Genomic DNA, 13,334 nt, shown 5'->3' on the forward strand with positions numbered 1-13,334 from the left:
TGTTCGGTTTTTGGGATAACGTCTCGCTCACCCACACCACGACTTGCGGAGGAAGCGGTGGAGCTTCCCTCGGGTGGAGAGGACCGGAACCACAAATGTGCAGCTCAACCATTGCGAAGTCACTAGTCGGCGGCCTGGCCGTCGCACTGCTCCTGACCGGCTGTGGCCGGTCCGACGCCGGCCCGGCGCAGTCCGCGGCGGCCGCCCCGATTGACGCCAAACCTGCCGACGGCGCCATCACCGTATGGGCGATGGGAACGGAGGGCGAACTCCTGCCCAAGCTCGCCGCCGAGTTCGGCAAGGCGAACCCCGGCGCGAAAGTGCAGGTGACAGCGGTTCCCTGGCAGGACTACGCCAAGAAGGTACAGACCGCCATCGCCTCAGGAGACACCCCGGACGCCACCATGGTGGGGGCGGTGGACCTCGCGGCGTTCGCGTCCACGGGCGGGCTGGAAAAGGTCCCGTCCAAGCTCGTCGACTACGACTCCTTCTACCGCGGCGCCGTCCAGAGCACCCTCTTCGAGGGCGCCGAGTACGGCGTCCCCTGGTACGTGGAAACGCGCTCCCTGTTCTACCGCAAGGACATGGCCAAGGCCGCCGGGGTCTCCGCGCCCAAGACCTGGGAGGAGTACGGCCCGTTCCTCCAGGCCCTTCAGAAGCAAGGCGCCAAGTGGGGGCTGTCGCTGCCCACCGGTGCCGCGGCGACCTGGCAGGGCGTCGTACCGTTCATGTGGCAGGCCGGAGCCCAGCTCATGAGCGAGGACGGCACCAAGTTCGCCTTCGATACGCCGGAGGCGCTCAAGGGGCTCGAGTTCTACCGGTCGTTCATCAGCTCGAAGATCACCAGCCCGAACGGCCCGGTGAGCCTGGGCGAGATCGAGCCACAGTTCGTCGCCGGGTCCACCGCCGCGCTCATCGCCGGCCCCTGGGAGGGGAGCCTGCTGAAATCCGCCGGAGGCGCGTCCTTCGTCGACGACAAGGTCGGCATCACCCCGCTCCCCTCCGGGCCGAAGTCCAACGCCAGCTACATCGGCGGCGGACAGTGGGCGGTGTTCAAGGACGCCAAGAACCGGGACGGCGCCTGGAAGTTCATCCGGTGGATGGCCAGTCCTGACGCCCAGAAGACCTGGTACGACCTGTCCGGAGACCTGCCCGCCGTCGAGTCGGCCTGGAACGAGGGCAAGCTCGCGACCGATGCGACGTTGGCCGTGTTCCGTACGCAGCTGAAGACCGCACAGCCCGGACCGAACACCACGACATGGCGACAGGTCACCGCGGTACTGGACGCCGAGTTCGAAAAGGTGGCCAAGGGCGTCTCCTCGCCGCAGGCGGCCTTGCAGGAGATCCAGAAAAAGGCGTCGGCGATCGGAACCGGGGCGTAGAGATGGCCTCTCTTGCCACCATGCGCTCCTCGTCGGGCCGGGCTGCCAGGCCGCCGCAGGCTATGTCTGGACATTCCCGGCGCACCCTGGTCGCGTGGGCCTTCTGCGCGCCCTTCATCGTACTCTTCGCCACCTTCGGCGTGTGGCCAGTGCTCTCCTCGTTGTCGATGAGCGTCACGGACATCACGAACCGGGACGTACGGGCGCCCTTCAGCGTCAACTTCGTGGGCGTTGAGAACTACACCAGCCTCTTCGGGGATCCGACCTTTCTCCGGGCAGCCCTCAACACGGTCTACTTCGTCGTCGCCGGAATCCCGCTGACGATGGTCATCGCCTTGGGTCTCGCCGTCGCGCTCAATTACGGGATCCAGCGGGCGAAGGGACTCTTCAGGGTCGCGTATTTCGCGCCCGTGGTGACCAGCATCGTGGCGGTAGCGGTGGTGTGGAGATATCTCTACGAGGAGGACGGAATGATCAACTCCGCCCTCGCCGTCGTGGGAATCCACGGCCCGGACTGGTTGAACGACCCGAACTGGGCCATGCCCGCGCTCATTCTCATGGCGGTCTGGCGCCACTTCGGCATCCCCATGGTGATCTTCCTGGCCGGACTGCAGTCCATTCCCGAGGAACTGCGGGAGGCGGCCCACATTGACGGCGCCACCCGCTGGCGTACTTTCCGCAGCGTCACCCTGCCATTGCTCAGACCGGTCACGCTGGTGGTCGCCGTGCTGCTGAGCATCGGTTACCTGCAGTTCTTCGAGGAGCCGTTCGTGATGACGAGTGGTGGCCCGCTGGACAGCACCACGTCGATCAGTTACTACGCCTTCGAGCAATTCGGCTTCGGCAACTATGGCACGGCCGCCGCCGCCTCGTACGTGCTGGTGGCCGCGATCGCGCTGCTCAGCCTCCTGCAGTTCCGTATCTTCCGAGCGAAGGCGTGATATGACCACTGCGAGCGCGAGCACCGGTGCGACCACGTCCGGCATCGGCGTACGCATCCGACCTGCCCGCATCATGCTCTACGGAGCCCTCGTCGTCGGCCTGATCGCGACGCTGGCACCGTTCGCGTGGATGTTCCTGGGATCGGTCAAACCGACCGGGGAAATCGTCGCCTATCCGAGCTCCTGGCTTCCCCGTTCTCCGACGCTGGACAACTTCCAACTGCTGCTGTCGAAGCAGAGTTTCGGCCTGTACTTCTTCAACAGCGCGCTGGTCGCCGCGGTATGTGTCATGGGCAATCTGCTCTTCTGCTCCATGGCGGGGTACGCCTTCGCGAAGATGGAGTTCGCCGGAAAGCGGCTGCTGTTCGGCCTCGTCCTGACGATGCTGATCATCCCCGGAACCACGACTTTCGTGCCGCTCTTCGTCCTCGTCAGCAACATGGGACTGAGCAATTCCTATCTGGGATTGATTCTGCCCTTCCTCGTGACACCGCTCGGCGTGTTTCTCATGCGCCAGTTCATCCAGGACATTCCAGATTCGCTGGTCGAAGCGGCCCGGCTCGACGGTGCCGGGGAAACACGCATCTTTCTCCGGGTGATCATCCCGCTCTGCAGGCCCGCGCTGGCGACACTGGCGATCCTGACCTTCCTCGCCCAGTGGAACAACTTCCTGTGGCCGCTGGTGATCGCGCAGACCGAAGATCATTACACGCTGCCCGTAGCGCTCGCCCTGTTCTCGGTGGGCGCCAACGGCACCAACTATGGGCTGCTGCTCGCCGGTGCGGTCACCGTCGTCACTCCGATCCTGGTGCTCTTTCTGTTCCTCCAACGACAGTTCGTTCAGGGCATCGCCAACACCGGCATCAAATAACCACCGCGTGCATCACCGCGCGGAGAAAAGGAGCACCGACCATGCTTCGCCCGCAGGACGGCCCCACCCGCGAACGCCGCTCCCTGGCCGGCTTGTGGAGGTTCCGGCTGGACGCAGAGGGAGCAGGCCGCGCCGAAGGCTGGTGGCGCTCGCCCCTCGCGGAAGCCGTGGACATCCCGGTACCGGCCAGCTACAACGACATCTATCCCGACGTAGCAGTCCGGGACCACGTCGGCGACGCCTGGTACCAGACGAACGTATGGATACCGGCCCAGTGGACAGGGCAGCGCATAGTCCTGCGGTTCGACGCCGCCACCCACCGCGCGATCGCCTGGGTCAATGACACCGAGGTCGTCACCCACGAAGGCGGCTACACCCCGTTCGAAGCGGACGTGACCGCACACCTGCGGCCGGGAGCCGAGAACCGCCTCACCGTCGTGGTCAACAACGAACTGAGCTGGGCGACGATCCCGCCGGGCACGATCGAGGAACGTCCCGACGGCCGCCGGGTGCAGCGATACTTCCACGACTTCTTCAATTACGCGGGCCTGCACCGGCCGGTCTGGCTCTACACCACACCCCCGGAGCACATCAGCGACATCACCGTCACCACGGCCTTCGACGACACCACCGGCGTCATCGGCTACCGGGCGGACAGCACCGGGGAGACGGACTCGGTCCGCGTCTCGCTGCGCGATGCCGCGGGTGCCGAGGTGGCCGCCGCCACGGGTGCGGTCGGCACGCTGCGGGTGCCCGACGTACATCCCTGGGCACCCGGCGACGGCTACCTGTACGAACTCGAGGTCACGCTGCTCAGCGCATCCGGTGAGGTCACCGACAGCTACCGCCAGCCGGTGGGCGTACGCACGGTGGAGGTGCGCGGGAAGCAGTTCCTGATCAACGGAACCCCCTTCTACTTCAAGGGATTCGGCAAGCACGAGGACGCGGCGGTGCGCGGCAAGGGGCACGACGACGTGCTGATGGTGCATGACTTCGCGCTGATGGAGTGGATCGGCGCGAACTCCTTCCGCACCTCGCATTACCCGTACGCGGAGGAGGTTCTCGACTACGCCGACCGGCACGGCGTCGTCGTCATCAACGAGACGGCGGCCGTCGGGCTCAACCGCAACATCGGCGGCGGCGTCTTCAGCTCCGGCGAACGGGTGCTCACCTTCTCCCCGGACGCGGTCAGCGACGAGACTCGGCGCGTCCACCTGCGGGCGCTCCAGGAGCTGGTGGCGCGCGACAAGAACCGTCCCAGCGTCGTGTTGTGGTCCGTGGCCAACGAACCCGACCACGTCCAACCCGAAGCGCGCGACTACTTCGCCCCACTAGCAGCGGAAACCCGCCGCCTCGACCCGACCCGGCCCGTGGCCTACGTCAACGCGCTGCTCGCGCCGCCGGACCAGTGCGTGGTCACCGACCTGTTCGACGTGGTCCTGCTCAACCGTTACTACGGCTGGTATTTCGGTCCCGGCGATCTGGAAGCGGCCGAGACCGCGCTGGAGACCGAACTGCGGCAATGGGCGGCGCTGCACGACAAGCCCATCGTCATCACCGAGTACGGCGCCGACACCTACCCCGGCCTGCGCAGCGTCGTGCCCAACCCGTGGACCGAGGAGTATCAGGCGGAGCTGCTCGACGTGTATCACCGGGTCTTCGACCGGGTCGACGCGGTGGTGGGCGAACAGGTGTGGAACTTCGCCGACTTCGCCACCACGCCGGGCGTCTTCCGCGTCGACGGCAACAAGAAGGGCGTTTTCACGCGCGACCGCCGCCCCAAGACGGCCGCCTTCCACCTGCGCGCCCGCTGGCGCAAAGACGAGTCCTAATAGTCGACAGCCTCGGGTGCCGAGCACATGATCGCACCTCCGTCCGAGGTGGTGCCGCACTTGTAGATACGTACCTCTTGGAGGAAGTCGCCGGGCATGCTGAGCCTCCGAAGTGTGCCGACGTCGCGGAGTGCCACGTTGGTGGCAGGCTCCGGCGTACCCGGACGCCGACCTCGGAATACGATCACCGCGGTCAAGATAGTCAAGATCACATGGGGCCAGGCCTATGGACCGCCCTCACGACCCCCTGCGCCGTCGTCGCGAAAATTCGGATGCTCGCCACGGACCAGTGCTCTACTGTCCGGGAAATGAATCTTCGCGATGAGCGGCAGGGCGACAGAGAACCCGTGCGGACGGTGCATCTGCAGGCGTTCGGCGACCACGGAGCCCTCGTGGCCGACCTCGTGGATACCCTGCGTGGCACGATCACCCCTGACACGGGCATCTCGCTGGTGGCCGAGGACGCCGGAAGGGTCATCGGCCACATCATGTTCACCCCGAGCCTGCTCGACGCGCCGCGGCGGCTGGTCGAGGTGCAGGTTCTCAGCCCTTTGGCCGTGGCGCCCGAATATCAACGGCAAGGCGTCGGATCGGCCCTGGTCCGGCGCGGCCTGGAGATGCTCGCCGAACGCTCTGTCCCCCTCGTCTTCCTCGAAGGCGACCCGGGCTATTACCATCGCTTCGGCTTCCAGCCAGGGGGCGTCCATGGTTTTCGTAGACCGTCCCTGCGCATTCCCGACGCGGCCTTTCAGGTGATCCAGTTTCCCGCGTACGAGCCATGGATGATCGGGACGTTGGTCTACTCGCAGCCATTCTGGCAGCACGATGCCGTTGGTCTCCGTGACCCTGACAACTAGGTCACAGCCCCAGGCGTTGACGTGATCTTCACCTCGCCGACGCGGCTGGATCGGGAGTCCGTCAGGGTGGGCAGAGGGCCGTGAGGCGGCGCAGGTGGAGGGCGTACGCCTGGGGGTCGCCGTCGGCGATCGCTTGACGCAGCGCCAGTGCCTCGTCCGTCATCACCGGATGGGTCGAGCGGTCGGCCGCGTCCAGAAGCGCGAGAAGGGTGGTCCGCGCCTCGTCCTGACCAGGCGTGCCGGTTGGCAGGCGGTGGAGCAGGGCGCAGGCTTCCAGGGCCGCTGGATCCAGTCGGAGGGTGGCGGGCGGTGGTTCGGGAGGTATTCGTACGGTTTCTGGGATCCACAACACGGTCAGCGCGGCAACGGCGATGGCCATGGGCACGATGGGTGAGATGCCTGCGGCGGGAGCGGTGGGGGAGGGGCGCCTGGACACGACGGACGCGGCTCTGCCCAACCAATGGACGACCAGGGCGGCGACCAGGGCCGCGAGGGAGCCGACGACAGTCACCTGCCCGAGCGGGAGGCGTACCGCGGACAGTGATACGTCCCACGCGCAGGGACCGGGTCTGAGACTGAAGGCGTCCAGGCAGCCACCGAGTACGCCGGTCGACGGCATGACGAGCGCGCCGACGGCGCCCGTGAGGAACGCCGCCATCATCCCCAGGACGACAGCGAAGCGCTGCCGCCTGAGAGTGACCACGCAGGCCACGACGGCGGCCGCCACCGCCTGCAGCAGTATGGCGAGCGACACCTGCCAATGGTTGAACAGCAACGCGAAGCCGGGCAGGGCGCGCTGCGCCGGTGTGTACGCCTGGTGAGCCAGGAAACGGATGGCGACCAGCGACGCCGCGTACGCCACCGCCGCCCCCACACCCGTCAGCACCGCCAGCCGGATGGCAGCGGCCGGCCGGGTGAGCACGAGCGGCGGGCGCGTCAGGCTTATGAGGCGGGTCAGCCAGTTCGGGCACCCGTGGATCGGCGGCCTGACCAGCCACGCGCCCAGCGGAACGGCCCAGACCCCGACCAGCACGGCCGCGATCACCCCCTGCCGCGAGAAGTACTGGCTGAGCGGATGGTTCAGCGCCAGCCACAGCCACCAAGGCCCGGCCCGATTCACCGTGGCGGTGTCGTTCAGCCCGCTCGCCTGGAGATAGTCGCCCGCCGGCAACTGGGAGAGATCCGGCACCTCGAGCGTCAGGAGCTGGACGCCGAACCAGCACGCGAACAGGCAACTGGCCGCCACGATGATCGGCACCACGGCGACACCGATCGGCACCCTCGCGATGACGGGCAGCCACGCGGCCGCCGTAGTGGCGATCCACCGCACGATGAGGCAGGCGCACGCGACGGTGACCGCCGCCGAGCCCAGCCAGAGCAGGGGGTGACGTCGCCCGTCCCACTCCAAGATCCGGTGATGGCGCTCGACGCTGACAGAGGTTGCCCCAGCACCAGGCCGAGCCCCAGCCCGAGCCCCACGTACGCCAGCCGGGACCGTGCACGCCCCCTGACCGCCCGGTACGCCGACCAGCGCCAGACGGCGACGGCCACCACGCCCATCGCGAGCGGCGCGAACAGCAGCGCCGACAGCCACCGGTTGACCAGCGCGTCGAGCCGGGCTACCGCCAGCCAGAGCAGGGTGGCGAGGTTGCCGTACACGATGGTCGTCGCGAGCCCGGCGCCGAAGGACTCCCAGAAGCCCGGCGTGAAAACAGCCTCCGGATCCCGCAGCAGCCGCAGCCGGACCTGCGGCTCGAAGTGCCGCCGAACCAGCCCGCCCCACGGAAACGGTCCGCGCCACGGAAGCGGCCCGCGCCGTGAAGACAGTCCGCTTTGTGGAGGCTGCCCGCGCCACGGCGGCAGCCCGTGCCTCGAACCGCCGCTTGGGGGATCGTCGTGCTGCCGACCGCTCAGGACGGCCTCAAGGCCACCCGCTCCGCCCTCCCACCTGGCGGCGCGCACGTCGGCGTACGTCTCGCGCGATCGGAGGACGGCGTTCCGGGTGAAGTAGACCACGGCGAGCAGGAACAACAGCCGCCAGACCACCCCCAGGGACGCCCCATCCGGCTCGTCGGCCAGGCTCACCGTCACCGGCACCAGAGCGACGATCACGAAGGCCCGCCAGAACGCCACCGTCAGGTACGTCCTGTCGACGTCGGCGTTGCGCAGGTGAGCGAGTTCGTGCAGGACGATCGCGCGGAAGGCCGTCCTGTCGGTGACCAGTTTCGTGACCAGGCCGGCGTCCAGGCCCAGGTAGCGGCGGCCGTAACGGCCGAAGGCGACCCCGCCGACGGAGCCGGTCAGCCGCCACAGGTACGTGGGGCGCCGCGCGAGGCCCGCGACGGTCACGAGGTCGTTCAGTTCGCGTACGTGGTCCGGAGCGTCCTCAGCCCGCAGGGGCCGCAGCCCGAGCCGGCGGATCCGCCAGGCGGGCAGGTACCAGTAGATCAGCCCGGCCACCAGGAAGAGCAGCGCGAGCCCGCCCGCCACCCAGACGGCCTTGGCCTGCTCGTACGGCGCCACGCACGCGAGGAACCGGCCGGCGACCGCCCCGATGTCCGAGCCCTCGGTCCCAGGCGCGACCTCCCAGCAGCGCGAGTAGGTCCGCTCCTCGCTCGCGCCCTGCGGCGACAAGCTGAAGTAGAGGATGTTGAAGGCGAACACGCTCGCACCGACGATCGAGCCCATCAACAGCACAAATCGCAGCGCGGTCTGAGAAGGCACGGCGAAGGGATCGAGCGGGCGCTCGCTCATGCGCCCAGGCTTTCGAGCGGGAGCCTGTTCATGCGCCGAGGCTTTCGGTGGGGCCGAGCGGGAGCCTGTTCATGCGCCCAGGCTTCCGATGACGGCGTCGGCGAGCAGTTCGGCCTTGTCCTCCGGCAGGTCCATCTGGCGGGCCTTTTCGAGCGCCGTCATGCGCACCCGGGCGAGCTGCTCCGGGGTCAGCTCCGGGACCGGCGGCAGGGCGTCGTTCTCGGCCTCGGCGGTGCGGCGCAGCAGAGCGCGCATCGCCCGGCGCAGCCCATCCTTGCCGAGATCGGTCACCACACGGGCGACGTCCTGCGCCAGCTGGTCCAGGATCGCCGAGACGACAGGGAGTACCACGGGCGTCAGCAGGATGACCGCTGACTCCAGCCCGAACCCCAGCATCTCGTCGCGTCCTGCCCGCCCGGCTGGGAGACGGCCGCCCCTGTCGAAGTAGACCGTCGCCACCATCGGGAAGAGCGGCAGTTCCTCAGGAGCGGCGCGTCTCACCGTTTCGCGGGCGATCTCCTGAAGCAGATCGCGGTCCGCAAGACCGAAATCACCGATGCCGTTCATCTCCGTTCCACATTTCGCACAGACGTTTCATCTTCGACTCGGGATTAGCAATCCTGAACATAGCTATAACCGCTCAGGAAAAGGGTCCGATAGGGATAGCCAAAACCGGCCGGATCCTGGCAGCCCTGCCATGACCACGACTCCCGCCGAGGGGCGGTGTTGGGAATGTAGAAGGTCATCTGAGTTCGCTCGACGACGACCGTGCCCGCCCATCGCAGCCCGCCTTTGGCGATGATCAGATCTCCCTCGGGGCCGAGGGTGACCGAGCCGTAGGCGGTGCCGCCGGACGTTCCGCCGCTCCAGGTCCCCTGGAGCTCAGCGGGTACGGCCGACCTGGGAAATGCCTGCTCAGGCTGTACGGGAACGTTCGTCCGCACAGTGGGGACGCTCGTCCGCACCGTGGGGATGTACGAGCCGCCGCCCCCGTCGCCGGGACCACCGCAGGCGCTCGTCGCCAGAACTGCGGCGCACGCGAGCGCCATTCCGAGCCGTACGCCGTCGGCGTGCCTGGACCGCCCCACGCTCCGCGCGTGAAACCCGTCAGAGTGGTCTATTTCAGCATTTATGCGTATTTCTGGCGTCGCCCCTGCTTTTCCGCTGAACCGCGACCGAATTGTCTGCCGCGCCATGATTCACCCTCCCCTTTCCCCATATTCTGCGGACCGGATCCGGCGTCGCGGAATACGCTCTTTGACGTAGTCCGAGGGGGAGGAGGCGGACATGGGCCGCTCATTGATGAACCCCATGGAGCTGAGCTATCAACTCGGCGACCTGCCCGGCCGCGACGCCTATTTGGCCGCCGCGGCCGCCTGCCTCATCTCCGCCCTCGACGGCGATGTCGCCGGCTGGAACAATCTCGACCTCTCCGCCCACTCGGTGGAGCTCTGGTTCGACCCGCCGGACGCCGAGATCTCGATCGATCTGCTCGCCGCCGTCATGGACGAGCACCCTCTCGTCCGCCACTACCTCGACCACCCCGGAGACGTCTCCCCGAGACGGATCAGCGACTGTCTCGCCGAACGCGCCTGGCGGTCGCACCGCGTCTACCGCGAGCTGTTCGTCCCGATGCAGGCCCGGCACCAGCTCGCCATCGTCGTCGGTACGTGGCTGCCGTCGGGCGGCCGCGGATGGGCCGTCAACCGCTCCGGCCACGACTTCAGCCAGACTCAGGTGGAGGTGGCGCAGGCGCTCCAGCCGGTTCTGACACTGCTCGACCGGATCTACACACCGGGAGCGCCAGGAACGCTGGGAACACCGGGAATGCCCGGCGCGCCAGGAACGCCTGGAGCGGCGGGAATGCCTGGAGCAGCGGGAACACCGGGAGCGCCGGGAACGCCGGGAGCGCCGGGAACGCCGGGAGCGCCGGGAACGCCGGGAGCGCCGGGAGTAGCGGGAGTAGCGGGGGCACTGGAAATGCCGGGAATCGCGCCGGAATGGGACAGCGCCCAGCGCGACGAGATGCGGCTGCGCGCCGGCCTGACCAGCCGCGAACTGGACATGATCACTCTCGTCGCGAGCGGGCTCAGCGCGCAGCAGATCGCCTGCCTGCGCCGGATCAGCGTCCGCACCGTCCGCAAGCACCTGGAGAACGTCTACCGCAAGCTCGGCTGCCACGACCGATTGCTGGCCGTCAACCGCGCCCGCCACCTCGGCCTGATCTGACCCATCGGCCGCCGGCGCCTTTCACCCATGGCAGAACATTGTTCTGTATTGTTGTTGCCTATGACGGACATATTCGACGACCTCAAGGCCGAGTACGAGCAGTTGGACGCCGTCCTCGCCGGTCTCACCCCCGCCGAGTGGTCCCACGCGTCGGCCGCCGAGGGCTGGACCGTCTCCGACGTGGTCCTCCACCTCGCCCAGAGCGAGGAACGCGCCGCCGCCTCGCTCGCTGGCGAGGACGTCATGATCAGGCGCAAGCCCGCCGCCGACGGCGAGCCCGGTCGGGAGTCCGACGGCGAGCCCGGTCGGGAGTCCCACGGTGCTCCCGATCGGGAATCCGACGGCGCTCCCGGTCGGGACGGTGGCGCTCCCGGTCGGGAGTCGGGCGGTGCGTTCGGTCGGGACGATGGCGCGTCCGGCGGCGAGTCCGGCGACGGCGTATTGAGTCGGGAGCCCGTGACCAACGGCGCCTCCGGTCGGGGGTCCGGCAGAGGCGAGGTCGGTAGAGGGGTGGATGCGGCGGCGGACGCCAGGGTGGCCGCTCAGCGGGGAATCGCCCCCGCCGATCTCCTGGCCCGCTGGCGCAGGGCCGCTTTCGCCATTCCCGACGCCCTTCGCGCCCAGCCCAAGGGCACCCGTCTGTCCTGGGTGGCGATCCCGCTGTCCCCGGCGACCCTGGCCACCACCCGGCTGGCCGAACACTGGGCCCACGCCTACGACATCACCGCGCCCCTCGGCATCCCATACCCCGACACCGCGCGCCTGCGGCACATCGCCTGGCTCGGCCACCGCACCCTGCCGTACGCCTTCGACGTCGCGGGCGTCGAGGGTGGGCCCGTCTACTGTGAGCTGACCTCACCCGACGGCGAGCTCTGGCGCTTCGGCGACCCCGCCGCCGCCTCTACCGTCACAGGCCCAGCCGCCGACTTCTGCCGTGTCGGCGCCCACCGCCTGGCCCCCGCCGACTCGACGCTGAAAGCGACGGGCCCGTACGGCGCCAAGGCGCTCGCCGTCCTGCGCAACTACGCCCTCTGACGGCTCTCGTCAGCGACTTCCACGACTGACTTCCATACCTGGGAGCGATACCACCGCATGGCCGACGCAGCCTGGGATGGACCGCCGCACGGTGGACGGAGTTTAGGGAGGGCCGCCGCACGGCCGACGGGGCCTGGGAGGGTCGCCGCACGGCCGACGGAGCCTGGCAGGAGGGCTGCCGCACCGCACTGTGGGCGGATCAGCCGAACGTGGTCGACAGTTCGTCCGCGAGTCGCTCGATCGTCTCCCTGCCCTCCAGCGGTCGTGACCACGCGGCAGGGAACTCGGCGGTCCCGTGCACGGCGCCCAGGAGGTTGCCGCAGACCGAGCCTGTGGAGTCGCTGTCTCCCGAGTGGTTGACCGACAGCAGCATCGCCCGCTCCATCGCCCGCTCAACCGACGGTTCCACCGCCCGCTCCACCGCCCGCTCAACCGACGGCTCAACCGACGGCTCCACCAGCGCGCAGTAGACCCCGATGGCCAGCGCCTCCTCGGCCACCCACGCTCCGCCGAGCGATTCGACCGCCTCCGGCGTGTGCTCGCCGCCGCGGGCCAGCTCGACCGCGGCGTGGAGCGCGCCTGTCGTCTCCTCGTGCCGTGGGTAAGTCGACGTCAGATCGAGGGCATCCTGTACGGCGTGCGCCAGCGGTCGCCCAGCGGCCAGGAGTGCGACGATCGCCGCGAATGCCCCGGCGGCCAGGTAGCCGGTCGGATGCCCGTGGGTGATCTGCGCGCAGGCGGCGGACAGCTCGAACGCGGCCCGAGGGTCCCTGACGGCCAGGCCGAATGGGGCCGAGCGCATGACCGTTCCGCACCCCTTGGAATCGGGGTTCACCGGGCCTGGCTCGCCGAGGGGCGCCGGCCCGGGGAAGTGCCGGTGCAGGCCCGACAGGCAGGCGTTGCCGGGTGCCCGCCGGGAGTACAACCAGCCCTCCTCGCGCAAACGGCCCGTACGATGCGGACCGTCCGGCGGCGGAGGCGCGGGATAGTCCTGGGTGTCCAGCCAGCGCTGGTACGCCTGGCGTACCGACTCCACCGCGTCGGCCGGGGACTCGGCGCGGGTGAGGCCCTCCACGGTGAAGAGCGTCATCTGCGTGTCATCGGTGACCAGCCCGCTTTTGCCACGCCAATCGGTGACATATCCGGAAATACCGTCTTTGCCGTGATGCTTGCGGATCTCCCTGAGCGACTGGAACTCGATCGGCGCCCCCAGCGCGTCACCGATCGCCCCACCGAGCAGGCAGCCTCGAACTCGATCCCGGAAGTCCATGGGAAGATCCTGCCACTTCCTGCCACTTCCTCCCGACCGGCCTCCCGGCAGACGGCGGACGGCGGACGGCAGACGGGCAGATGGGCAGACCGGCGGATCGGCCGTACCGGCGGATCGGCCGTACCGGCAGACCAGCGGACGGGCAGACCGGCAGACCGGTGAG

Annotated in this window: 12 protein-coding genes; 7 read left to right on the forward strand and 5 right to left on the reverse strand. The window is 68.6% G+C overall.

From position 1 onward, the window contains the following. Positions 1-95 precede the first annotated feature (95 nt). From ACGFJ2_RS43630 to ACGFJ2_RS43650, 5 genes are all read left to right on the forward strand, one after another. Positions 96-1,382 carry a sugar ABC transporter substrate-binding protein gene (locus tag ACGFJ2_RS43630; protein WP_393478563.1) on the forward strand — a complete coding sequence of 429 codons (1,287 nt, stop codon included), beginning with the start codon at positions 96-98 and terminating at the stop codon, positions 1,380-1,382. A 167-nt stretch (positions 1,383-1,549) separates the two neighbouring features. After that, positions 1,550-2,323, forward strand: coding sequence for a sugar ABC transporter permease (locus tag ACGFJ2_RS43635; protein ID WP_358184185.1), 774 nt, complete (start codon positions 1,550-1,552; stop codon positions 2,321-2,323). A gap of 1 nt (position 2,324) precedes the next feature. Beyond that, positions 2,325-3,194, forward strand: a complete 870-nt coding sequence (locus ACGFJ2_RS43640; protein WP_393478566.1) for a carbohydrate ABC transporter permease — start codon at positions 2,325-2,327, stop codon at positions 3,192-3,194. A 41-nt stretch (positions 3,195-3,235) separates the two neighbouring features. Continuing rightward, complete coding sequence (uidA, locus tag ACGFJ2_RS43645; protein ID WP_393478568.1) at positions 3,236-5,026, forward strand: beta-glucuronidase; 1,791 nt, start codon at positions 3,236-3,238, stop codon at positions 5,024-5,026. Positions 5,027-5,298: 272 nt separating this feature from the next. Beyond that, positions 5,299-5,883 carry a GNAT family N-acetyltransferase gene (locus tag ACGFJ2_RS43650; protein WP_393478571.1) on the forward strand — a complete coding sequence of 195 codons (585 nt, stop codon included), beginning with the start codon at positions 5,299-5,301 and terminating at the stop codon, positions 5,881-5,883. A gap of 61 nt (positions 5,884-5,944) precedes the next feature. Here the strand turns inward: ACGFJ2_RS43650 and ACGFJ2_RS43655 are convergent, their stop codons facing one another. From ACGFJ2_RS43655 to ACGFJ2_RS43670, 4 genes are all read right to left on the reverse strand, one after another. Beyond that, positions 5,945-7,162, reverse strand: coding sequence for a hypothetical protein (locus ACGFJ2_RS43655; protein ID WP_393478573.1), 1,218 nt, complete (start codon positions 7,160-7,162; stop codon positions 5,945-5,947). Further along, positions 7,081-8,637, reverse strand: coding sequence for a M48 family metalloprotease (locus ACGFJ2_RS43660; protein ID WP_393478576.1), 1,557 nt, complete (start codon positions 8,635-8,637; stop codon positions 7,081-7,083). The genes ACGFJ2_RS43655 and ACGFJ2_RS43660 overlap by 82 nt, the downstream gene beginning before the upstream one ends. Before the next feature lie 69 nt (positions 8,638-8,706). After that, positions 8,707-9,204, reverse strand: coding sequence for a hypothetical protein (locus tag ACGFJ2_RS43665; protein ID WP_393478579.1), 498 nt, complete (start codon positions 9,202-9,204; stop codon positions 8,707-8,709). Positions 9,205-9,248: 44 nt separating this feature from the next. Next, complete coding sequence (locus ACGFJ2_RS43670; protein WP_393478582.1) at positions 9,249-9,725, reverse strand: hypothetical protein; 477 nt, start codon at positions 9,723-9,725, stop codon at positions 9,249-9,251. A 199-nt stretch (positions 9,726-9,924) separates the two neighbouring features. Here ACGFJ2_RS43670 and ACGFJ2_RS43675 point away from each other — a divergent pair, with 199 nt between their 5' ends. Beyond that, positions 9,925-10,866, forward strand: a complete 942-nt coding sequence (locus tag ACGFJ2_RS43675; protein WP_393478585.1) for a LuxR C-terminal-related transcriptional regulator — start codon at positions 9,925-9,927, stop codon at positions 10,864-10,866. 60 nt (positions 10,867-10,926) lie between these two features. Beyond that, on the forward strand, positions 10,927-11,901 hold the full coding sequence (locus ACGFJ2_RS43680; RefSeq protein ID WP_393478587.1) for a maleylpyruvate isomerase family mycothiol-dependent enzyme: 975 nt from the start codon (positions 10,927-10,929) through the stop codon (positions 11,899-11,901). A gap of 199 nt (positions 11,902-12,100) precedes the next feature. Here the strand turns inward: ACGFJ2_RS43680 and ACGFJ2_RS43685 are convergent, their stop codons facing one another. After that, complete coding sequence (locus ACGFJ2_RS43685; protein WP_393478590.1) at positions 12,101-13,171, reverse strand: ADP-ribosylglycohydrolase family protein; 1,071 nt, start codon at positions 13,169-13,171, stop codon at positions 12,101-12,103. Positions 13,172-13,334 lie beyond the last annotated feature (163 nt).

Source organism: Nonomuraea sp. NPDC049028, from assembly GCF_043197735.1.
GTDB lineage: Bacteria > Actinomycetota > Actinomycetes > Streptosporangiales > Streptosporangiaceae > Nonomuraea.

Excerpts from the sequence above, each read along its gene's own strand:
- ACGFJ2_RS43685 (WP_393478590.1), bottom strand. The coding sequence starts at position 13,171 with ATGGACTTCCGGGATCGAGTTCGAGGCTGCCTGCTCGGTGGGGCGATC.
- ACGFJ2_RS43665 (WP_393478579.1), bottom strand. The coding sequence starts at position 9,204 with ATGAACGGCATCGGTGATTTCGGTCTTGCGGACCGCGATCTGCTTCAG.
- ACGFJ2_RS43680 (WP_393478587.1), top strand. The coding sequence starts at position 10,927 with ATGACGGACATATTCGACGACCTCAAGGCCGAGTACGAGCAGTTGGAC.
- ACGFJ2_RS43630 (WP_393478563.1), top strand. The coding sequence starts at position 96 with ATGTGCAGCTCAACCATTGCGAAGTCACTAGTCGGCGGCCTGGCCGTC.
- ACGFJ2_RS43660 (WP_393478576.1), bottom strand. The coding sequence starts at position 8,637 with ATGAGCGAGCGCCCGCTCGATCCCTTCGCCGTGCCTTCTCAGACCGCG.
- ACGFJ2_RS43675 (WP_393478585.1), top strand. The coding sequence starts at position 9,925 with ATGGGCCGCTCATTGATGAACCCCATGGAGCTGAGCTATCAACTCGGC.
- ACGFJ2_RS43640 (WP_393478566.1), top strand. The coding sequence starts at position 2,325 with ATGACCACTGCGAGCGCGAGCACCGGTGCGACCACGTCCGGCATCGGC.
- ACGFJ2_RS43635 (WP_358184185.1), top strand. The coding sequence starts at position 1,550 with ATGAGCGTCACGGACATCACGAACCGGGACGTACGGGCGCCCTTCAGC.
- uidA (WP_393478568.1), top strand. The coding sequence starts at position 3,236 with ATGCTTCGCCCGCAGGACGGCCCCACCCGCGAACGCCGCTCCCTGGCC.
- ACGFJ2_RS43650 (WP_393478571.1), top strand. The coding sequence starts at position 5,299 with ATGCTCGCCACGGACCAGTGCTCTACTGTCCGGGAAATGAATCTTCGC.